Raw genomic sequence first — 18941 nt, 5'->3', positions numbered from 1 at the left:
TGGCCGCCATAGACAAGCCGTCGCCCGACGCGCTCGGCCGCTTGCGCGTGTCGATTGAAATGGACTCGTGCCGTGTTCTGGTAGAGGCGTGTCGCCATCATATGCTCTGCTTCTTCGACCGTGACGCCATCGATATGGTCGATCCGCTCTCCCTCTGAATAGGATTCCCAAACATGAGGCGAGCCGGCAAGCGTCAGGTCGTAGTGTGCGAAGTCGAGGGTCGAGGGCGCCATCAGTCGCTCGGCCAAGACGTGGTCGGCGAGATCGGGTATCGCCGGGGCGGGTGCGGGCGATGACGCGTCGCGTTTTCGCACCATCACCCACCGCGCGTAGTCGACGACGACTTCACCTCGCTGGTTCGAACCCACCGTGCGGACATAGACGATCCCGCTCTTGCGGTTCGCGTTCTCGCGCAACCCGATGACGCGAGAGACGGCCGTCAACGTATCGCCGGGATAGGCCGGTACGCCAAAGCGACCATCCGCGTAGCCGAGATTTGCGATCGCGTTCAAGGAAATGTCGGGCACGGTTTTTCCGAACACGAGATGGAACGTGAGAAGATCGTCGAGCGGTGCACGCGTGAAACCGCAAGCGGCGGCAAAATCGTCGGAGGATTGTAGTGCGAAGCGCGATCCCGTAAGGGCCAGGTAAAGTGCTGCGTCGCCCGTGGTCACTGTGCGTGGGGTCGCGTGCACCATCTCGTCGCCAAGACGGAAATCCTCGAAAAACCGGCCTGCCCCTGTCTTGGAGTCGGCTTTTGTCGCCTCGCTCATGGGGCGGCCGGGGCCGCTGATTCGCGTGCGGCAATCGCATCGGCGAGGGCGACAAGTCGTTTGGCATTCTCGACATGGAGGTTTTCGATGAGCTTGCCGTCGACGAGGACGACGCCCTTGCCCGTGCGCGACGCCGCCGCGTGCGCGGCAATGACCTTGCGCGACCAGTCGACCTCGCCGATCGACGGGGCAAAGACCTCATTCGCCTTGGCAATGGTCTTTGGATGGATGAGCGTCTTGCCGTCGAAGCCCAGCTCCTTGCCTTGCACGCAGGAATACGCGAAGCCTTCGTCGTCGGCGAGGTCGAGATGCACCCCGTCCAGGATTGACAGCCCGTACGCGCGGGCTGCAAGCAGGCACAGCCCAAGGCTCGTCAACATCGGCAGCCGCTCCTGCGTGTGCGTTGCATGAAGATCCTTCGCGAGATCGGACGTCCCCATCACGAGACATCCGACGCGCCCGGCGCTCGCAGCGATCCTTTCGGCATGCAGGATGCCGAGGGGGGTTTCCATCATGCACCAGATCGACATCGACGCAGGTCCCGAGTTGGCTTTCAGTCGTCTTTGCGCTTCCTCGACCATCTCCGCACTCTCGACCTTCGGGATGAGTACGGCGTGCGCCGGCGACTTCGCGGCCATCGCGAGATCGTCCGTCCCCCATGGCGTGTCGAGGCCGTTCACGCGCACGATGAGCTCGCGGGCGCCGTAGCCGCCCTGGCGCAAGGCTGCCGCGACTTGCTCGCGCGCTGCGACTTTGGCATCGGGCGCCACGGCATCCTCGAGATCGAGAATCAGCCCGTCCGCCGGCAGGGTGCGCGCCTTTTCGAGCGCGCGCGCATTCGAGCCCGGCATATAAAGGACGCTGCGGCGCGGACGCACGTCCGCTATCAAGGTCTCGGTCATATCGCCACCGTCGTTTCCCTACCTTTTGGAAGGGCGCGACCCTATCAAGGATCGGCGCGCGGAGGCAAGAAAAGCCGAACTAGCCCGTACTTGGGCCCTATGGCAGATTGCCCCGGTGGCGGTTCTTTCGATTCAATCCTCGGTCGTGCATGGGCATGTCGGCAACAGTGCGGCCGTGTTCGCATTGCAGCGCCTCGGCGTCGACGTCCTGCCGATCGATACGGTGACCCTCGCCCATCATCCCGGCCGCGGCGGATTGCACGGGCATCATTTGAAGCCGGAGGAGTTCTTCACGCTCATCGACGCCCTCGACAGGATCGGCGTCTTCAAAAGCTGTGAGGCGGTATTGAGCGGCTATCTCGGCGATGCGGCGCTCGGCCCCACGATCCTCGATGTTGTCGCCCGCGTGAAGCGCGCCAATTCGCGCGCACTCTATCTCTGCGATCCCGTCATGGGGGAGCGACAGAAAGGCACCTACGTCCGCCCTGGCATCCCCGAATTTTTTCGCACCTCCGCCCTACCCTTGACCGACATCTTGATGCCGAACGCCTTCGAACTCGGCTTACTCGCGGACTGCGAGGTCGATGGACTCGAAGCGGCCCTATCGGCGGCAGGGCTGTTGCTTGCCCGGGGACCGCATCTTGTCGTCGCAACCGGTATCGTGCGTAAGGACCGACGGTGCGATTGGATCGGGGCGCTTGCCGTGACGGCAAAAGGTGCGTGGCTCGCGGAAAGCCCATTCGTCGAGGCACCCGCCAGTGGTGCTGGCGATCTTTTCGCAGCCGTGTTCCTCGGCCGATATCTCAAGGGACGCGACCCCGCCAAGGCGTTGGCCCATGCCGTCTCGACACTCCATGCGGTGATGACCGCGACGCGGCGAAAGGGCGGAAACGAGTTGGCCCTGATCGCGGCTCAAGCAGCGATCGCAGCACCCAAACGCCTGTTCAAAGCTGAAAAGATGCGTTAAACGGGGCGGACATTCCGGATTTTCGGCCCAAGCCGAACGAATGAATCATCAACGGGCCGCACGTCTTCGCTGCCGACCAGTACCATTGCATCGCGGGTCCATGGATATACTGCTGTTCATCAAGGGTATCGCTGTCGGCTTCGCGATCGCAGCACCAGTTGGCCCGGTTGGCATATTGTGCATGCAGCGCTCCCTTACGAAGGGATTTCTTTACGGGCTTTTCTCGGGCACCGGTGCCGCGATGGCGGATGCGATCTTCGGCGCCGTCGCCGCGTTCGGCGTAAGCTTCGTCTCGGAGTTCCTCACGCGCGAGCAGTTTTGGTTTCAGGTCGGCGGCGCTTCTTTGCTGCTCGTCATGGGCATCCATACGATCTTTGCGGAATGGCGACCGCCCGGCGAGCGCGCCGGCGCCAACGACCTCGCCCACGATCTTGTCACGACCTTTTTCCTGACCATCACGAATCCCATCACCATATTCTCCCTGACCGCGGTATTCGTTGCTGTCGGAATCACGTCCGGAACGGAGACGCTTTTGGGCGGCGGGCTCGTTACGGGGGGCGTTTTCGTGGGCTCGGCTCTTTGGTGGTGCATTTTATGCAGCGCCTTCAGCCTCGGCCGCAGCGTAATGTCCGGCATCTATTTGAAGCGCATCCACAGGGCGGCAGGTTTTGTCATGCTCACCTTCGGCACGGGCGTTTTCATCCACCTTCTCCTCCCGAGGGTTTTCTCATGAAGGATCGCTCCATTAAGGCGTTACTCTTCGATGTCTTCGGCACGGTCGTCGACTGGCGCACGAGCGTTGCCCGCGAGGGAGAGGCCTTCGGCCGCGCCAACCGCATTCAGGGTGTGGACTGGGTCGCCTTCGCCGACGCGTGGCGCGGGCTCTATCAACCGACCATGGAGAAAGTCCGGAGCGGTGCTGCCCCGTGGCAGCCGCTCGACGACCTTCACCGCGCGAGCCTCGACAAGCTCCTCACCGAACACGGCGTTTCGGGAGTCCCCGAGGTCGAGCTCGAAAATTTCAATCGCGCCTGGCACCGGCTGGACCCCTGGCCCGATGCCGTCCCGGGTCTCACAAGGCTCAAGCGCAAGTACATCCTCGCCACCTGTTCGAACGGCAATGTGGCGTTGATGGTGAACCTGGCAAAACACAACGGCCTGCCGTGGGACATGGTGCTGGGTGCCGAGCTGGCGCGCCACTACAAGCCCTGCCCCGAGACCTATAAGAGGTCGGTCGCATTCCTGCGCCTCGATCCGTCGGCGTGCGTCATGGTCGCCGCGCATAACGGCGACCTCGCCGCCGCCGCCGCGTGCGGCCTCAAGACCGCCTTTGTGCCGCGTCCCAAGGAATTCGGCGCGCACGCGGAAAGCTCCGTCGGCAACCCCGATCTCGCGCCGAGTCAAAGGTGGGACTTCGTGGCGGAGGATTTCAACAGACTCGCCGATCAATTGGGGGGTTAGGTCGATCGACGCTTCGGCAATTGCCTCTCGACCAGCCTTGCGAAGAAGCTCGAGCCGAGCGGAATAATCGCATCGTTGAAATCGTAGCGCGGATTGTGCACGTCGCAGCCGCCGTCGCTGCCCGCATTGCCAATGAAGATGAAAGCTCCCGGCCGCTTTTGAAGCATGAAGGAGAAATCTTCCGACGCCGTGCGCATCGGCATGTCGCGGTTTACCTGTGCCTCGCCCACGATCTCCGCGGCCGCGTCGGCCGCGATTTCCGTCTCTCGCGCGTGATTGACGAGTGGCGGATATTTCATGGCGAACGCGACTGCCGCCGTGGCTCCATAAGTCGCGGCAACACCCGCCGCGACACGCTCGATCGCCGGGCCGATCTTGTCGACGATCTCTGGCCGATATGCGCGCACGTTGCCGCGGAGGACGACGCTTTCGGGAATGACGTTGTACGCTTCGCCGCCATGGATCTGTGTGACGCTTATCACCAGCGAGTCCACGGCGTTCACATTCCGGCTCACGATCGTCTGCAGCGCCATGATCGTGTTGGCGGCGACAACGACGGGATCGACGCCCGACTCGGGCCGGGCGGCGTGGGCACCTCGACCCGTGATCGTGATATCGAAATTGCCCGATGCGGCCATGATCGGCCCTGGGCGGATGCCGAAAACACCGACAGGTGCCAGCGCCCAGTTGTGCATCCCATAAACTTCGTCGCAGGGAAACTTCTCGAAGAGACCCTCGTCGATCATGACCTTGGCCCCTCCCCAACCCTCCTCGGCGGGCTGGAAGATGAAATGGACGGTGCCGTCGAAGCTCTTCGTCTCCGCGAGATACCGCGCGGCACCGAGCAGCATCGTGGTGTGCCCGTCATGGCCGCAAGCATGCATCACGCCGTCGTGGCGTGAGCGATGGCCGAACGAATTCATTTCGTGGATCGGCAGCGCATCCATGTCGGCGCGCAGGCCGATCGTGCGATTACCCGCGCCGACCTTGAGCCGGCCGACAACGCCGGTCGTGGCGAGACCGCGATGCACCTCAATACCGTAGGACGCGAGTTCGCGCGCAACGACTCCCGCGGTGCGGGACTCCTTGAAGCCGAGCTCCGGATGCGCGTGGATGTCACGCCGGATTTCGGCGAGATCGTCATGGTAGGACGCAATGCGCGCGATGACGGGCATGGAGTGCTCCTCGTTTTCGCCCTCTGGGTTTCCCCCGGGCGTCGAAGATACAGTGGCCAGCACGACGCTGAAAGCCCAACCCGAAACGCATCCCCAAAGCAAGAAAGGCGGCCGTCTCGGCCGCCTTTCTCATTACTTCGGTGACCCGGGGCCTCGGATTATGCGGCCTTGGCCATGTAGGACTTGATAAGCGCCTCGGCGATCTGCACGGCGTTGAGTGCTGCCCCTTTGCGCAGATTGTCCGATACCACCCAGAGGCTGAGGCCGTTCTTGACCGTCGGGTCCTGACGAATTCGGCTGACATAGACCGCATCTTCACCCGCACTTTCGACCGGGGTGACGTAACCCTCATCGACACGGTAATCGACGACCGACACGCCGGGTGCCGCGCGCAGCGCCTCCCGCGCTTCGCCGACCGTGATCGGACGCGCGAATTCGACATTGACGGCCTCGGCATGGCCGATGAAGACGGGAACCCGCACGCATGTCGCCGTGACCTCGATGCGCGGGTCGAGAATTTTTTTCGTCTCGACCGCCATCTTCCATTCCTCTTTCGTCGAGCCGTCTTCCATGAAGATGTCGATGTGCGGGATGACGTTGAACGCAATCTGCTTGGTGAATTTCTTCTTCTGGGGCGTGTCGCCCACGAAGATGCCGCGCGTTTGCTCGAACAGCTCGTCCATTGCATCCTTGCCCGCACCCGAGACGGACTGGTAGGTCGCCACCACGACGCGCTTGATCGTCGCGAGATCGTGGAGCGGCTTCAGCGCCACGACCAACTGCATGGTCGAGCAATTTGGGTTGGCGACGATGTTCTTTTTGGTGAAGCCCTTGAGTGCCGCGGCGTTGACCTCGGGCACGACGAGCGGCACCTCCGGGTCCATGCGGAAATGGGACGTATTGTCGATCACGACGGCCCCCGCCTTGGCGGCGCGCGGCGAATGCACGGCCGAGACCTTGGCGCCGGGGGACGACAACACGATATCGATTCCCTTGAAGTCGAACTTGGCGAGATCGCGCACCTTGAGCGTGTCTTCCTCGCCGAAGGAGACCTCGCGACCGACCGACTTCTCGGATGCCAGCGCCACGACTTCGTCCGCGGGGAAAGCGCGCTCGGCCAAGGTTTGCAGCATCTCCCGGCCGACATTTCCTGTGGCCCCGACGACGGCTACTCTATAGCCCATGACACGATTCCAACCTTTGTCCTTTGATTCCAAGACCGTTGACTTACGTTCAAGTAACGCGAATCTCAATAAAAGGACACTTAAAATTTCTCACATCGGCAGGAATTCGCACTCGGAATCTCCGAAACATGGGACGATATCGTTAATGCCCGAACCTAGCCGTCGATCCCGCCCCGCGACTTACGCCGAGTTCTGGCCGTTCTATCTCGGCGAGCACCGCAGCCGTGCCACGCGTTTCTGCCATTATTTCGGTACGGCGATCGGCGTGCTGACTCTCATCGGTGCTGCGGTGACCGGCGAGTGGCAGCTATTGGTCGTGGCCCTCGTCGCGGGCTACGCGCCCGCCTGGCTCGGACACTTCTTCTTCGAGCGCAATCGGCCGGCCACCTTGCGCTATCCGCTCTGGTCGTTCGCGAGCGACTTCCGGATGCTTGGTCTGTTCCTCGCCGGCCGGCTCGAGGCTGAGCGACGAAAGCACGGCGTCGACTGACCGTCTCGTTCGCGTCTTGGGTTCACGCCGCCTGCTTCTCAAGCTCTCGCACGATCGAATCGCCCATGACCGAGGTCGACACGCGGCCCTTGCCGGCCTGCATGATGTCGGCCGTGCGCAGCCCGCCCGCAAGCACGTGCTTGACCGCGTTCTCGATGAGGTTCGCATCCTCGTCCATATTGAAGGAATAGCGCAGCAGCATCGCAAAGGAGAGGATCGCGGCGAGGGGGTTTGCGATGTCACGGCCGGCGATGTCGGGGGCCGAGCCGTGCACGGGTTCGTATAGCGCCTTGCGTCGCCCGCCCTTGTCGGCGAGGCCGAGGGAGGCCGAGGGCAGCATGCCGAGCGAGCCGGTCAGCATCGAAGCCTCATCGGACAGAATGTCGCCGAACAGATTGGACGTGACGATGACATCGAATTGCTTCGGATTGCGCACGAGCTGCATCGCCGCGTTGTCGACATACATATGGCTGAGTTCCACGTGCTTGAATGCGCTGACGTGCAGTCTTTCGACCTCCTCGCGCCAGAGCACGCTCGACTCGAGCACGTTGGCTTTGTCGACGGAGCAGAGTTTCTTGCGCCGCTTCTGGGCAAGCTCGAAGGCGACGCGCGCCACCCGGCGGATTTCCTCGCCCGTGTAGATCTCGGTGTTGACGCCGCGTTTGTCGCCACCCTCGACGGTGTCGATTCCGCGCGGCTCGCCGAAATAGATCCCGCCCGTGAGCTCACGCACGAGCATGAGATCGAGACCCGCCACGACCTCCGCCTTGAGGGTCGAAGCATCCGCAAGTGCCTCGAACACGACGGCCGGGCGCAGATTGGCGAACAGCCCCAATTCCTTGCGCAGGCGCAGAAGCCCGCGCTCGGGCTTGAGCGCGAAATCGAGCTTGTCCCACTGCGGTCCGCCGACGGCACCGAGGAGGACCGCATCGACAGCCTTTGCATTCTCGAGCGTTGCCTCGGTAAGAGGTGTCTTGTGCGCCTCGTAGGAGGCGCCCCCGATCAGCCCCTCCTTGACGTCGAAGGTAACCTTGCGCCGGCGATCGAACCACTCGATCACGCGGCGGACCTGATGCATCACCTCGGGACCGATTCCGTCTCCGGGAAGGATCAGAAGCGATTTGTTCGCGGGCATTCATCCTCCTCGACGGCATAAATTGGGAACGCACCGGTGCCGTTCGTCAGCATACCGCCTATCTTGGCAGAGTGTGCCAAGGCCGTCCACGATGGCTGCGGATCCAACCTCGGTCACGCCGCGAGATTGCGGCGGAGATACCGCACGGTCTTGCGGTAAGCGGGTAAGTGCTCGCGGCCCACTTCGACGAAGCCGAGCGCTTGGTGGAAGCGGTCGGACGCAGGATTGGGCGGGTCGATATTCACCTCGCAACAGAGGTGTTCGTGTCCCAGAACGCGCGACGCCGCAAAGAGGTCGTCATAGAGCGCTCGCGCGATGCCCCGCCCCCGTGCCGCAGGCTCGACGACGACACGGTCGACGTAGACGAACCTCGGATAACGCGCGCGGAACCAAAGGAAATTGGGGCTTCGGTAGGACGCATCCTGATCGAACGCGATAAGCATTCCTCGACACGCACCCGCGACGCGCGCACGAAAAGCGTCGGCAAGGAGGGCGCGAAGTGCCGGTGTCGTAAGGGCGGAGAGCTCGATCGCGTGCGCATTGTTGAGGGCGAGCAGGGCTGCTTCGTCCGCAGTCTCGGGGGCGCGCAAAGCCGCTTCAATCGGCATGCGCGACAGGGCCTAGCAGGGCCGCCACACTAGCGCCAAAGCCAAGGTTGGGTCGCGCGTTGCTTCGCTTCGAACGTGGCGATGAAGGGCGCTTTCTGGAGCGTCAGGCCGACTTCATCCAATCCTTCGAGGAGGCACGTTTTCAGAAATGGGTCGATGTCGAACGCTACGCTTTCGCCATTCGCGCGCACGATCTTCTGGTTCGGAAGATCGACTGTGAGGCGATCGCCCTTTTCGGCATCCGCCATCAAGAGGTCGACCTCGGCCGCCGAAAGCTTTATCGGCAGCATCCCGTTCTTGAAGCAATTGTTGTAGAAGATGTCGGCGAAGCTCGTCGAGATGACAGAACGGATGCCGAAATCGTCGAGCGCCCAGGGTGCGTGTTCGCGGCTCGATCCGCAGCCGAAATTCGGCCCCGCGACGAGGATCTTCGCGTTCCGATAGGGCTCCCGGTTGAGCACGAAATCGGGCCGCTCGCTCCCGTCATCGGCGTAGCGCATTTCGAAGAACGCCGCCTTGCCGAGGCCGCTGCGCTTGATCGTCTTGAGAAACTGCTTCGGGATGATCTTGTCGGTGTCGATATTGATCATCGGCATCGGAGCGGCATGCCCGGTGAGTGTGGTGAATTTCCGCATGCTTGCCCCTCTTTCAGCCGATGAATTCGCGAACATCGGCAAGGTGGCCGGTCACGGCCGCGGCTACGGCCATTATCGGGCTTACCAGATGGGTTCGTCCGCCGCGTCCCTGCCGACCCTCGAAATTGCGGTTTGACGTCGATGCACAGCGCTCACCCGGTGCGAGCCGGTCGGCGTTCATGGCGAGGCACATGGAGCAGCCCGGCTCGCGCCATTCGAAACCGGCCTCGAGAAACACCTTGTCGAGCCCTTCCGCCTCGGCCTGCTCCTTGACGAGACCGGAGCCGGGAACGACGAGTGCGCGCACCCTCGAAGCCACATGGCGACCGCGCGCAAGTGCCGCCGCCGCGCGCAAATCCTCGATCCGGCCGTTCGTGCAGGATCCGATGAAGACCGCGTCGATGACGACCTCGGTGAGCGCGATGCCGGGCTCGAGGCCCATGTATTCGAGCGAGCGCGTCCAGGACTGGCGCGCGTTCTCGTCGGGTGCGTCCTTGGGATCGGGGACATTCCCCGTGATCGGCAGCGCATCCTGGGGGCTCGTTCCCCACGTCACGAAGGGTGCGATCGACTTTGCTTCGAGGGCCACTTCCTTGTCGTATTGCGCCCCTGGATCGGACGGGAGCGTTTTCCAATAGGCCGCGGCCTGCTCCCACTGGCCCGCCTTGGGCGCCATAGGCCGGCCCATGAGATAGGCGAAAGTGGTTTCGTCGGGCGCGACGAGTCCGGCGCGCGCACCGCCCTCGATCGTCATGTTGCAGAGGGTCATTCGCCCCTCCATGGAGAGACCGCGCACCGCCTCGCCCGCATATTCGATGACGTGCCCCGTGCCGCCGGCCGTGCCGATCTTTGCGATGATGGCGAGGATCAGGTCCTTGGCCGTGCAGCCGAAAGGCAAGGTGCCGGAGACCGAGACGCGCATATTCTTGGCCGGGCGGGCGACCAGCGTTTGGGTCGCCAGCACATGCTCGACCTCGGACGTGCCGATGCCGAAGGCCAGTGCCCCGAAGGCGCCGTGGGTCGAGGTATGGCTGTCGCCGCACACGATCGTCATTCCCGGCTGGGTGAATCCCTGCTCAGGTCCGATGATGTGGACGATACCCTGCCGCACGTCGTTCATGGAGAAGTAGGGAATGCCGAATTCCTTGCAGTTGGCCTCGAGCGTTTCGACCTGGATGCGCGACTCTTCCTCCTTGATGCCGTCCTTGCGATCGATCGTCGGCACATTGTGATCGGCGACCGCGATCGTCGCAGAGGGCCGGCGCACCTTCCGGCCGGCAAGGCGCAGCCCCTCGAATGCTTGCGGGCTCGTGACTTCGTGGACGAGGTGGCAATCGATATAAAGGATGCACGTGCCGTCGGGCTGGCGCTCGACCAGGTGGCCTTGCCAGATCTTGTCGAAGAGCGTGCGCGGATTTGCCATGGCCGTTTTGCAACCTCCTACTTCTTCGCGGCGGCCTCGGCCTTCTTGGCCTTCTTCCGCGCCTTCTTGTCGGCTGCGGCTTCGATCTCGGCCTCGGTCTTCTCGACAGGGGCAGTTGCGGCCAGGTCCGCCGCCAACGTTTCCGCGTCGAGCTCGGCCGCACTTGCCACTTCTTGCAGATTGGCCGCAACACCTGTCGTCTTCTCGGCGATTCGGGCCGCCTTGCCCGTCCGGCCGCGCAGATAATAGAGCTTCGCCCGGCGCACGCGGCCACGGCGCACGACCTCGACCCTGTCGACCAGCGGGCTATAGAGCGGGAAGACGCGCTCGACCCCCTCGCCATAGCTGATCTTGCGCACCGTGAAGGCGGAATTGAGCCCCGCGTTCTTGCGCCCGATGCACACACCTTCGAAGACCTGCGTGCGCACGCGCTCGCCCTCGACGACCTTGACGTGGACGCGCAAGGTGTCGCCCGGCGCGAATGTCGGCGCCTCGCTCTTGGCGGTGCGCAACTTGATCTGCTCCTGCTCGAGCTGTTCGATGATATTCATGGCCTCTTACCTTACCCTCGATTGACATGCCCGGCAGCGTTGTAGCGGACCCAAAGATCCGGCCGACGCTCCCGCGTGATGCGTTCCGCCTGGCTCAATCGCCAGGCCCTGATGCGCTCGTGATGGCCGCTCAGCAGCACCTCCGGAACGTCCCGGCCCCGCCAGTGCTGCGGTCGCGTGTAATGGGGATATTCGAGCAGCCCGCGTTCGAAACTTTCCTCCTCCCGCGATTCTTCTCTGCCCATCACGCCGGGCAGGAGCCGCACGCAGGCGTCGATCAGACAAATCGCCGCGGGCTCCCCGCCCGACAGGACGAAATCGCCGACGCTCGCCTCTTCGATCCCGCGCGATTCGAGGACGCGCTCATCGACCCCTTCGAACCTGCCACAGACGATGGTGACGGCAGGCTCTGCCGCGAGGGCCTTCACGCGCGCCTGATCGATCAGGTTCCCGCGCGGCGAGAGATAAAGAAGCGCCCCCGCTGGCTTTGCATCCCTCGTCACGGATTCGATTGCCGCGTCCAGCACATCGGGCCGCATCACCATGCCGGGCCCGCCGCCGAAGGGTGCGTCGTCGACGGTGCGGTGTTTATCGCCCGCGAAGGTGCGAATGTCCACTGTCTCGAGCGCCCAAAGCCCGGCCTCTTGCGCGCGCCCCGCAAGCGAATGGGCAAGGGGGCCCGGAAACATTTCGGGAAAGATCGTGAGCACGGTCGCTGTCCAGGGACGCGCTGCCGAAAGGCTCATGGGCGCACCTCCTCGACCGGCGCGTCATTCGCTGCGTCCGGAACAGCATCGATCTCGGCGGGCGGGTCTACGACAAGCCGGCCACGGGCGATATCCACGACGGGGAAGGTCACGCGTGTGAAGGGGAGCAACATCTCCTCGCCGTCCGTGCGCTCGAGCTCGATCACAGCGCCGGCGCCGAAATCGTGAATCGCGCGCACGACGCCCATAGCGCTACCGTCGGCGTTTGAGGCCCGAAGGCCGATCAGGTCCTCGTGGTAGAACTCGTTTTCCTCCGTGTCGGGCAGGGACGAGCGCGCCACATAGAGGTGGAGCCCGGCGAGCGACTCGGCCGCATTGCGCTCGACGATGCCCTCGATGCGCAGGATGAGCTGGCCGCGCGATTTGGCGACGAGTGCGACTGTAAAAATGCGCTCGCCAGCCTCGTCGCTGAGCGGCCCGTAGGCGACGAGGGCCGCCGGACTTGCCGTGAAGCTCCGCACTCGGACCTCGCCGCGCACGCCATGCGCGCCGACGATTACGCCGAGGCAAACGTTATTGCCGCTCGTGCTGCGGACCTTCACAACGCTCCTCATCCTCCAATTTCGTGCCCGTAACGCCGGGGGTTTTCTCCCATCACGACGACGCAGGGGATTCGGCCGCCGCTTCGGCCGCAGGTGCGGCCGCCTGTTCCGCCGCCGCCTTCATCCGCTCCTGCGCCTTCGCCTTCGGAAGATGCTGTTTCGTCTGCTTGGGGATCGCCGGCGTCGGGCCGAGCCCGAGCTTGCCGAAAAAGCGCGCAACGCGCTCGGTCGGCTGAGCGCCTACGCCCAGCCAATGCTTTATCCGATCCGTATTGAGGACGATGCGCTCCGGATGGTCCTTCGCGACCATCGGATTGTAGCTCCCTACCCGCTCGATGAAGCGACCGTCGCGCGGACTGCGCGAATCGGCGATCACGATGCGATAAAAAGGCCGCTTCTTCGTTCCCGCACGGGCAAGCCGGATTTTAAGTGACATTTCCTTTCGCTCTCCTTCGGTTGAGTTTCGATCGATCGAAATTGCAGCTCGTTTGCCGTTCCATCGGTCGCGGCGCGCTAACGTGGGAAGCCGGGCGGCATCCTGCCACCCATCCCCGGCAGGCCGGCGCGCATCATGCCTTTTTGCCCGAGCTTCGAGACCTGCTTCATCATCCGGCTCATGTCCATGAATTGCTTGAGGAGCTTGTTCACGTCCTGCACCGACGTACCCGAACCCGACGCAATGCGCCGTTTGCGCGAGGCGTGAATGAGGTTCGGATTCCGACGCTCCTCCCCGGTCATGGAGCCGATGATCGCCTCTTGGCGCTTGATGACGCGGTTGTCGATCTGCCGCTCGGCAAGCTGCTTCTTGACCTTGCCGACACCCGGCAGCATCGCAAGCACACCTTCCATGCCACCCATCTTGCGGAGTTGGCGCAGTTGGGAAGCCATGTCCTCGAGATCGAACTTACCCTTCTCGAACTTCTTGGCGAGCTTTCGCGCCTCTTCTTCCTCGATCGTCTCGGCCGCCTTCTCGACGAGCGACACGACGTCGCCCATGCCGAGGATGCGGCCGGCGATGCGTGTTGGATGGAATGCCTCGAGGGCATCGAGCTTCTCGCCGACACCGATAAGCTTGATCGGACAACCCGTGACGGCCCGCATGCTAAGGGCCGCACCACCTCTCGCGTCGCCGTCGACGCGCGTGAGCACGATGCCGGTAAGCCCGAGCCGCTTATGGAAGGCCTCGGCGACGTGAACCGCGTCCTGACCGGTCATCGCGTCGGCGACGAGGAGCGTTTCGACCGGCGACGTCGCCCCGTGCACCGCCGCGACTTCGCTCATCAACGCGTCGTCGACATGAAGGCGGCCGGCGGTATCGAGTATTACGATGTCGTAGCCTTCGAGCCGCCCTTTCGTCATCGCCCGCTTGGCGATCGCGACGGGCGGCTCGCCGGGAACGATATTGAGCACGTCAACCTCTGCCTGCAGCCCGAGCACGGCAAGCTGCTGCTGAGCCGCCGGCCGGCGCGTATCGAGGGACGCCATCAGGACCTTTTTACGCTCCCGCGTTTTCAACCGAAGCGCGATCTTGGCGGTCGAGGTCGTCTTGCCGGAACCCTGGAGCCCGACCATCAGATACGGGATCGGCGGTGTCGCCCGCAAATCGAGGTCGGCGGCGTCCGCACCCAGCGTCTCAACGAGATGGTCATGAACGAGCTTCACAACCATCTGACCTGGCGTGACGCTCTTGAGCACCTGACTTCCGACCGCCTTCTCCCGGACGGCCGCAACGAGGTCCTTGACCACGGAAAGCGCTACGTCCGCCTCGAGGAGTGCCACGCGCACCTCTCTCAATGCAACGTCCACATCGGCCTCGCTCAAGGCCGCCCGACCCTTTAGGCGGTCGAAAATGTCGGCGAGTTTGCCGGTCAAACCTTCGAACATGCACTGCCTTCGATGGTGCGGCGTTGCAACTGCGCCGCGGCCAAAACCAAAAGCGCCAGTGCGCGACACTCGCGGACTGGCGGACCCCCTCGGGAGCGCAACATGGCTCTTCCCTTTAGCGGGTAACGGGCGCGGACTTTAGGAAAAGCGGCACGGGAAGTCAACAAGCGCTCGCGCGTTGGATTTGAAGTTCCTGGGATTTTCGCACCAGTCACGATTAGGAACGATCAATCCGAAGACCGCGTTTGGCTCGAAATACCGATTCTTGCGTGCGAAAAGGAAGCAACCTTCCCGACGGACAGGTTATCTGCGCGCGCAAGTGGTAATGCCAGGCTACAGCCGGACGCCGCCGGCGTAGAATCCAACCGCCGACCCGCCAGGTGGAAAATCCAGCGCTACTCCCTTTCTCGAAAGTGCCGAATTCTCACATTCAATAATCGATAAAAGTAATATATTTATCAACCAACTGAAATTCCGCCGCGATATCGATTTGAAGGTTGCCGTTCCTCGACCAACACACCCCACCGATAGCACCAAACCCCACGAAGAAGTATCTTTTGTGCAGGTTCCGCCGGGGAAACTCGCGTCGGATTGTACCCGTGTGCGAACGTCATCATTTTGTCTTGATAAAATTGCGTCAGTTTACGATAAATGCAGCGCAGCAACTGAAAACACGGTTCCAGATTATTGGCGGCGGGAAATATTTTCGCATTTCATCATGGCAAGCGATAACCGACGCAATTCGACCAAAATCGGGAGGTAACGTTGGCGAAACAAGAGTCGATCGACGCCCATGTCGGCAAGCGGCTTCGTCAGCGCCGCATTGAGCTCGGCATGAGTCAACAAAAGCTGAGTGCGGTGACGGACGTGAGCTACCAGCAAATCCAAAAATACGAGCGCGGCACAAATCGCGTGGGCGCCAGCATGCTGTGGCTCTTGAGCGACGTTCTCAATGTCGAGCCGGCCTATTTCTACGAGGGGCTTACTCGGCGCGGCCGGATTGCGGGTCCGATTGGAGCGAGCATGGACCATGGGGCGAGCGACGATCCGGATCATCTGAGCGATCGGGAAACGATGGAACTCGTCAAGGCTTATAGCGCCATCGACGATGCCCAAGTCCGCAAAGGTGTGCGCCAGATGCTCGGCGCGCTCGCCAAGTTCGGCAAGCCCCCGAAACCTCGCAAGAAGCGCACCCTCCGATCGTAAGCTCGGCCGCCGATGGCCCCACTGTAACCCGGCTGCGGGGCCAATCCGAGCGCCAAGATATTGGACTTGGCGTGCGTGCGCGCCATATAACCGGGGTCATGGCCAGGGCCGCGCACTCGAACATGCCCGCTTTCGTCAAAATGCACGGGCTCGGGAACGATTTCGTTGTGTTCGACACGCGCACGACCCCGCTTGCGCTCGACAGCAGGCAGGCTCGCGCGATTGCCGATCGCAAGACGGGAATCGGCTGCGATCAACTCATCACGATCGAGCCTGCGCGCGACGGGCGCTCCGACGCCTTCATGCGTATCCACAACGCGGACGGCGGTGAGGTCGAGGCATGCGGGAACGCGGCGCGTTGCATCGCAACGCTGCTTATGAAGGAAACCGGCCGCGACCGTGTGACGATCGAGACGGTGGTCGGCTTTCTTGATGCCGCGCGAAACGGCGACGACCTCGTTTCGGTGGACTTCGGGCCCGCACGGCTCGACTGGCGTGAAATTCCCCTTGCGCGCGAGACGGACACCCTCCATCTCGACTGCACCCTAGGCCCGCTGAGCGATCCCGTCGCCGTCAATATCGGCAACCCCCACGCTGTGTTCTTCGTACCCGATGCCGAGAAAATCGACCTCGAAAGCCTCGGCGCCAAGCTCGAACATCACCCGCTTTTTCCAGAGCGCGTGAACGTCGAGGTCGTGCATCTCACCCCCGACGGGCGCTTGCGCATGCGCGTATGGGAGCGGGGTGTGGGCATTACGCGCGCCTGCGGCACCGGTGCCTGTGCGACCCTCGTGGCCGCGAGCCGGCGGGGCCTTACCGGCCGCCATGCGGCGGTGATCCTCGACGGCGGTACGCTCGCCATCGAGTGGCGCGCCGACGGCCACGTGATCATGACAGGGCCGGTCGCGACCAGCTTCTCCGGCCGGATCGACCCATCGCTCCTCGCAGAAATGCGATGAGCGGGCTCGACATCGTAACATTCGGCTGCCGGCTCAACGCCTACGAGTCGGAGGTGATGCGCTCCCTCGCGCAAGGTGCCGGGCTCGAGGATGCCGTCATCGTCAACACCTGCGCGGTGACGGCCGAGGCCGAGCGCCAGGCGCGTCAGGCAATCCGCAAGGCGAGGCGCAATCGCCCGGGCGCACAGATTATCGTGACCGGCTGTGCAGCGCAGATCCATCCCGAGCGTTACGCCGCGATGGCGGAGGTCGACCGCGTGCTCGACAACGCCGAGAAGCTGACAAGGGGTGCGTATGGCGCGGACGCCAAGCTTCTCGTCGACGATTTCCGGTCGGTCGAGGAGACCGCCGTTCATTTAATCGACGGTTTCGAGGGCCGTGCGCGCGCCTTCCTCCAGGTACAGCAGGGCTGCGATCATCGTTGCACGTTTTGCATCATCCCCTATGGCCGGGGGCCGAGCCGCAGCGTTGCGATGGGTGCAATCGCGGATCAAGCGCGCGCCCTCGTCAAGCGCGGGATCAAGGAGATCGTGCTGACCGGCGTCGACATCACCGACTACGGCAAGGACCTTCCGGGCCGCCCATCCCTCGGGCAGATGGTGCGCCGCCTCCTCGCGACAGCACCGGAATTGCCGCGCTTGCGGCTTTCCTCCCTGGACCCCGTCGAGCTCGACGAGGACCTCTTTCGCCTAGTGGCGGAGGAGCCTCGACTGATGCCGCATTTTCATCTGAGTCTCCAGGCCGGCGACGACCTTATCCTCAAGCGCATGAAGCGGCGGCATTCGCGCGCCGACGCAATCGCCGTGGCGATGCGCCTTCGGGCATTGCGGCCCGATGTGGCGCTCGGGGCCGACCTCATCGCCGGCTTTCCAACCGAAACCGACGAAATGTTCGAAAACACGGCGCGTCTTGTCGAGGATTGCGGCCTGAGCTTTCTTCACGTCTTCCCTTACTCGGCCCGGGAAGGAACGCCCGCGGCACGCATGCCCCAAGTGCCCGTCGAAATCCGCAAAGCGCGCGCCCTGCACCTCAGGACGGCCGGCGAAGCGGCCCTTGCCCGCTTCCTGGCCGGGCGCGTCGGCACGGACGTCGATGTCCTCGTCGAAAAACCCGGGCGCGGACGCAGCGAGCATTACGCCCCGACGCGGCTTGAGGGCACTCGCAGCACCACGGCACGGCCCGGCGAATTATTGCGAGCGCGTGTCGTCGCCGCCCGGCGTGACGCGCTCGAGGCGCAAATTCCTTGATCGCACCCAGTTCGGAGCGCTTCGCATGAACGAAGACACCTTGTCTTCGAGGACAGGGTGGCTCGGCCGGCTCAAGGCAGGCCTCGCCCGAACGTCGAGCAAGCTCGGCGACGGCATTGCGGGGATATTCAGCAAACGAAAGCTCGATGCCTCGACGCTCGAGGAACTCGAGGAGCTGCTCATCGCCGCCGATCTCGGTCCCGCGATGGCGGCGAAGCTCGCCGGCAAGCTCGGCAGCATCCGCTTCGATGGCGACGCGACAGCCGATCGCGTGCGCGAGACCCTTGCCGCCGAAATCACCGACGTGCTCGAGCCGGTCGCAAGGCCGCTCGAGATCGACCCCTCGAGACGTCCGTTCGTCATCCTCGTCGTCGGCGTGAACGGCACCGGCAAGACCACGACGATCGGCAAGCTGGCGCGCCTTTTCAACACGAATGGGCGCTCGGTCATGCTGTGCGCGGGCGATACCTTTCGCGCCGCCGCGATCGAGCAGCTCAAGATTTGGGGTGCGCGCGCGGACGTGCCCGTGATCGCACGCGACCAGGGAAGCGATGCTGCGGGCCTTTGCTACGATGCCCTGGAGGAAGCCCGCCGTGCCGGCGCCGATCTTCTTATCATCGATACGGCCGGCCGACTTCACAACCGCGCCGATTTGATGGCGGAGCTTCAAAAAATCCGGCGCGTGCTCAACAAACTCGATGCGAGCGCGCCGCACGCGGTTCTTCTCGTACTCGACGCCACCACGGGACAGAACGCGCATGCACAGGTTGAAATCTTCCGCGCCATGATCGACGTAACCGGCCTCGTCGTCACGAAGCTCGATGGCTCGGCGCGCGGTGGCGTCCTGGTCGCCCTGGCCGAACGCTTCGGAATCCCCGTGCACGCCGTTGGCGTCGGCGAGGGTGCTGATGACCTTCGCCCATTCGAAGCGCGCGATTTCGCACGAAGCCTCCTCGGCCTCGAAAGCTGACATTCATAGAATCCAATGTGGTCTTCGGATTTGCAGTTCCTTAACGCGGCTGCCGCCAAAAT

General features: G+C 63.3%; 21 protein-coding genes. 8 read left to right on the top strand and 13 right to left on the bottom strand.

The features are described from left to right. Both VEJ16_17015 and VEJ16_17010 read right to left on the bottom strand, forming a co-directional pair. Positions 1 to 773 (bottom strand): MaoC family dehydratase (locus VEJ16_17015; protein ID HYB11366.1); only part of this gene is annotated, 773 nt, incomplete at its 3' end. Next, complete coding sequence (locus tag VEJ16_17010) at positions 770 to 1675, bottom strand: CoA ester lyase (protein HYB11365.1); 906 nt, start codon at positions 1673 to 1675, stop codon at positions 770 to 772. The genes VEJ16_17015 and VEJ16_17010, both read right to left, overlap by 4 nt. 115 nt (positions 1676 to 1790) lie before the next feature. On the opposite strand from VEJ16_17010, the gene pdxY reads away from it, so the two are divergent. From pdxY to VEJ16_16995, 3 genes are all read left to right on the top strand, one after another. Further along, positions 1791 to 2642 (top strand): pyridoxal kinase PdxY, encoded by an 852-nt coding sequence (pdxY, locus tag VEJ16_17005; GenBank protein ID HYB11364.1) that lies wholly within the window; start codon positions 1791 to 1793, stop codon positions 2640 to 2642. A gap of 100 nt (positions 2643 to 2742) precedes the next feature. After that, the gene (locus VEJ16_17000; protein ID HYB11363.1) at positions 2743 to 3375 is read left to right on the top strand and encodes a LysE family transporter; all 633 of its coding nucleotides are present in this window, start codon (positions 2743 to 2745) and stop codon (positions 3373 to 3375) included. Further along, positions 3372 to 4103 (top strand): haloacid dehalogenase type II, encoded by a 732-nt coding sequence (locus VEJ16_16995; protein ID HYB11362.1) that lies wholly within the window; start codon positions 3372 to 3374, stop codon positions 4101 to 4103. Before VEJ16_17000 ends, VEJ16_16995 begins: the two co-directional genes overlap by 4 nt. Here VEJ16_16995 and VEJ16_16990 read toward each other — a convergent pair. Continuing rightward, positions 4100 to 5278 carry a M20 aminoacylase family protein gene (locus tag VEJ16_16990; protein HYB11361.1) on the bottom strand — a complete coding sequence of 393 codons (1179 nt, stop codon included), beginning with the start codon at positions 5276 to 5278 and terminating at the stop codon, positions 4100 to 4102. The genes VEJ16_16995 and VEJ16_16990 overlap by 4 nt on opposite strands. Positions 5279 to 5436: 158 nt before the next feature. Further along, complete coding sequence (locus VEJ16_16985) at positions 5437 to 6462, bottom strand: aspartate-semialdehyde dehydrogenase (protein HYB11360.1); 1026 nt, start codon at positions 6460 to 6462, stop codon at positions 5437 to 5439. Positions 6463 to 6607: 145 nt separating this feature from the next. On the opposite strand from VEJ16_16985, the gene VEJ16_16980 reads away from it, so the two are divergent. Then, positions 6608 to 6952 (top strand): DUF962 domain-containing protein, encoded by a 345-nt coding sequence (locus tag VEJ16_16980; protein HYB11359.1) that lies wholly within the window; start codon positions 6608 to 6610, stop codon positions 6950 to 6952. A gap of 22 nt (positions 6953 to 6974) precedes the next feature. Here the strand turns inward: VEJ16_16980 and leuB are convergent, their stop codons facing one another. The 9 genes from leuB to ffh form a co-directional block, all read right to left on the bottom strand. After that, the gene (gene leuB / locus VEJ16_16975) at positions 6975 to 8087 is read right to left on the bottom strand and encodes a 3-isopropylmalate dehydrogenase (protein ID HYB11358.1); all 1113 of its coding nucleotides are present in this window, start codon (positions 8085 to 8087) and stop codon (positions 6975 to 6977) included. A gap of 113 nt (positions 8088 to 8200) precedes the next feature. Beyond that, positions 8201 to 8695 carry a GNAT family N-acetyltransferase gene (locus VEJ16_16970; protein ID HYB11357.1) on the bottom strand — a complete coding sequence of 165 codons (495 nt, stop codon included), beginning with the start codon at positions 8693 to 8695 and terminating at the stop codon, positions 8201 to 8203. Between the two features lie 29 nt (positions 8696 to 8724). Continuing rightward, the gene (gene leuD / locus VEJ16_16965; GenBank protein HYB11356.1) at positions 8725 to 9330 is read right to left on the bottom strand and encodes a 3-isopropylmalate dehydratase small subunit; all 606 of its coding nucleotides are present in this window, start codon (positions 9328 to 9330) and stop codon (positions 8725 to 8727) included. A 13-nt stretch (positions 9331 to 9343) separates the two neighbouring features. Next, complete coding sequence (gene leuC / locus VEJ16_16960) at positions 9344 to 10753, bottom strand: 3-isopropylmalate dehydratase large subunit (GenBank protein HYB11355.1); 1410 nt, start codon at positions 10751 to 10753, stop codon at positions 9344 to 9346. Between the two features lie 17 nt (positions 10754 to 10770). Further along, on the bottom strand, positions 10771 to 11304 hold the full coding sequence (gene rplS, locus VEJ16_16955) for a 50S ribosomal protein L19 (protein ID HYB11354.1): 534 nt from the start codon (positions 11302 to 11304) through the stop codon (positions 10771 to 10773). Between the two features lie 11 nt (positions 11305 to 11315). Then, the gene (gene trmD / locus VEJ16_16950; protein HYB11353.1) at positions 11316 to 12050 is read right to left on the bottom strand and encodes a tRNA (guanosine(37)-N1)-methyltransferase TrmD; all 735 of its coding nucleotides are present in this window, start codon (positions 12048 to 12050) and stop codon (positions 11316 to 11318) included. Continuing rightward, complete coding sequence (rimM, locus tag VEJ16_16945; GenBank protein ID HYB11352.1) at positions 12047 to 12625, bottom strand: ribosome maturation factor RimM; 579 nt, start codon at positions 12623 to 12625, stop codon at positions 12047 to 12049. Before rimM ends, trmD begins: the two co-directional genes overlap by 4 nt. 40 nt (positions 12626 to 12665) lie before the next feature. Further along, positions 12666 to 13049 carry a 30S ribosomal protein S16 gene (rpsP, locus tag VEJ16_16940; protein HYB11351.1) on the bottom strand — a complete coding sequence of 128 codons (384 nt, stop codon included), beginning with the start codon at positions 13047 to 13049 and terminating at the stop codon, positions 12666 to 12668. Positions 13050 to 13126: 77 nt separating this feature from the next. After that, positions 13127 to 14497: a signal recognition particle protein gene (gene ffh / locus VEJ16_16935; protein ID HYB11350.1), complete on the bottom strand. Its 1371-nt coding sequence runs from the start codon at positions 14495 to 14497 to the stop codon at positions 13127 to 13129. Between the two features lie 765 nt (positions 14498 to 15262). On the opposite strand from ffh, the gene VEJ16_16930 reads away from it, so the two are divergent. From VEJ16_16930 to ftsY, 4 genes are all read left to right on the top strand, one after another. After that, positions 15263 to 15703, top strand: coding sequence for a helix-turn-helix domain-containing protein (locus VEJ16_16930; GenBank protein ID HYB11349.1), 441 nt, complete (start codon positions 15263 to 15265; stop codon positions 15701 to 15703). Between the two features lie 122 nt (positions 15704 to 15825). Beyond that, positions 15826 to 16662, top strand: a complete 837-nt coding sequence (gene dapF / locus VEJ16_16925; protein HYB11348.1) for a diaminopimelate epimerase — start codon at positions 15826 to 15828, stop codon at positions 16660 to 16662. Further along, on the top strand, positions 16659 to 17909 hold the full coding sequence (gene mtaB / locus VEJ16_16920; protein HYB11347.1) for a tRNA (N(6)-L-threonylcarbamoyladenosine(37)-C(2))-methylthiotransferase MtaB: 1251 nt from the start codon (positions 16659 to 16661) through the stop codon (positions 17907 to 17909). The genes dapF and mtaB overlap by 4 nt, the downstream gene beginning before the upstream one ends. Before the next feature lie 25 nt (positions 17910 to 17934). Continuing rightward, a complete protein-coding gene (gene ftsY / locus VEJ16_16915) occupies positions 17935 to 18879 on the top strand; it encodes a signal recognition particle-docking protein FtsY (protein ID HYB11346.1) in 945 nt (314 codons plus the stop codon). The last annotated feature ends 62 nt before the right edge of the window (positions 18880 to 18941 follow it).

The organism is Alphaproteobacteria bacterium, assembly GCA_035625915.1.
GTDB lineage: Bacteria > Pseudomonadota > Alphaproteobacteria > JACZXZ01 > JACZXZ01 > DATDHA01.
Note: the sequence above shows the minus strand (reverse complement) of the source record. Positions and strands in the feature narration are given on the sequence as shown.

What these genes read in the sequence shown, in the direction of transcription:
- VEJ16_17010 (HYB11365.1), bottom strand. Translation starts at nt 1,675, where the DNA reads ATGACCGAGACCTTGATAGCGGACGTGCGTCCGCGCCGCAGCGTCCTT.
- VEJ16_17000 (HYB11363.1), top strand. Translation starts at nt 2,743, where the DNA reads ATGGATATACTGCTGTTCATCAAGGGTATCGCTGTCGGCTTCGCGATC.
- VEJ16_16995 (HYB11362.1), top strand. Translation starts at nt 3,372, where the DNA reads ATGAAGGATCGCTCCATTAAGGCGTTACTCTTCGATGTCTTCGGCACG.
- VEJ16_16990 (HYB11361.1), bottom strand. Translation starts at nt 5,278, where the DNA reads ATGCCCGTCATCGCGCGCATTGCGTCCTACCATGACGATCTCGCCGAA.
- VEJ16_16985 (HYB11360.1), bottom strand. Translation starts at nt 6,462, where the DNA reads ATGGGCTATAGAGTAGCCGTCGTCGGGGCCACAGGAAATGTCGGCCGG.
- VEJ16_16980 (HYB11359.1), top strand. Translation starts at nt 6,608, where the DNA reads ATGCCCGAACCTAGCCGTCGATCCCGCCCCGCGACTTACGCCGAGTTC.
- leuB (HYB11358.1), bottom strand. Translation starts at nt 8,087, where the DNA reads ATGCCCGCGAACAAATCGCTTCTGATCCTTCCCGGAGACGGAATCGGT.
- VEJ16_16970 (HYB11357.1), bottom strand. Translation starts at nt 8,695, where the DNA reads ATGCCGATTGAAGCGGCTTTGCGCGCCCCCGAGACTGCGGACGAAGCA.
- leuD (HYB11356.1), bottom strand. Translation starts at nt 9,330, where the DNA reads ATGCGGAAATTCACCACACTCACCGGGCATGCCGCTCCGATGCCGATG.
- leuC (HYB11355.1), bottom strand. Translation starts at nt 10,753, where the DNA reads ATGGCAAATCCGCGCACGCTCTTCGACAAGATCTGGCAAGGCCACCTG.
- rplS (HYB11354.1), bottom strand. Translation starts at nt 11,304, where the DNA reads ATGAATATCATCGAACAGCTCGAGCAGGAGCAGATCAAGTTGCGCACC.
- trmD (HYB11353.1), bottom strand. Translation starts at nt 12,050, where the DNA reads ATGAGCCTTTCGGCAGCGCGTCCCTGGACAGCGACCGTGCTCACGATC.
- rimM (HYB11352.1), bottom strand. Translation starts at nt 12,625, where the DNA reads ATGAGGAGCGTTGTGAAGGTCCGCAGCACGAGCGGCAATAACGTTTGC.
- rpsP (HYB11351.1), bottom strand. Translation starts at nt 13,049, where the DNA reads ATGTCACTTAAAATCCGGCTTGCCCGTGCGGGAACGAAGAAGCGGCCT.
- ffh (HYB11350.1), bottom strand. Translation starts at nt 14,497, where the DNA reads ATGTTCGAAGGTTTGACCGGCAAACTCGCCGACATTTTCGACCGCCTA.
- dapF (HYB11348.1), top strand. Translation starts at nt 15,826, where the DNA reads ATGCCCGCTTTCGTCAAAATGCACGGGCTCGGGAACGATTTCGTTGTG.
- mtaB (HYB11347.1), top strand. Translation starts at nt 16,659, where the DNA reads ATGAGCGGGCTCGACATCGTAACATTCGGCTGCCGGCTCAACGCCTAC.
- ftsY (HYB11346.1), top strand. Translation starts at nt 17,935, where the DNA reads ATGAACGAAGACACCTTGTCTTCGAGGACAGGGTGGCTCGGCCGGCTC.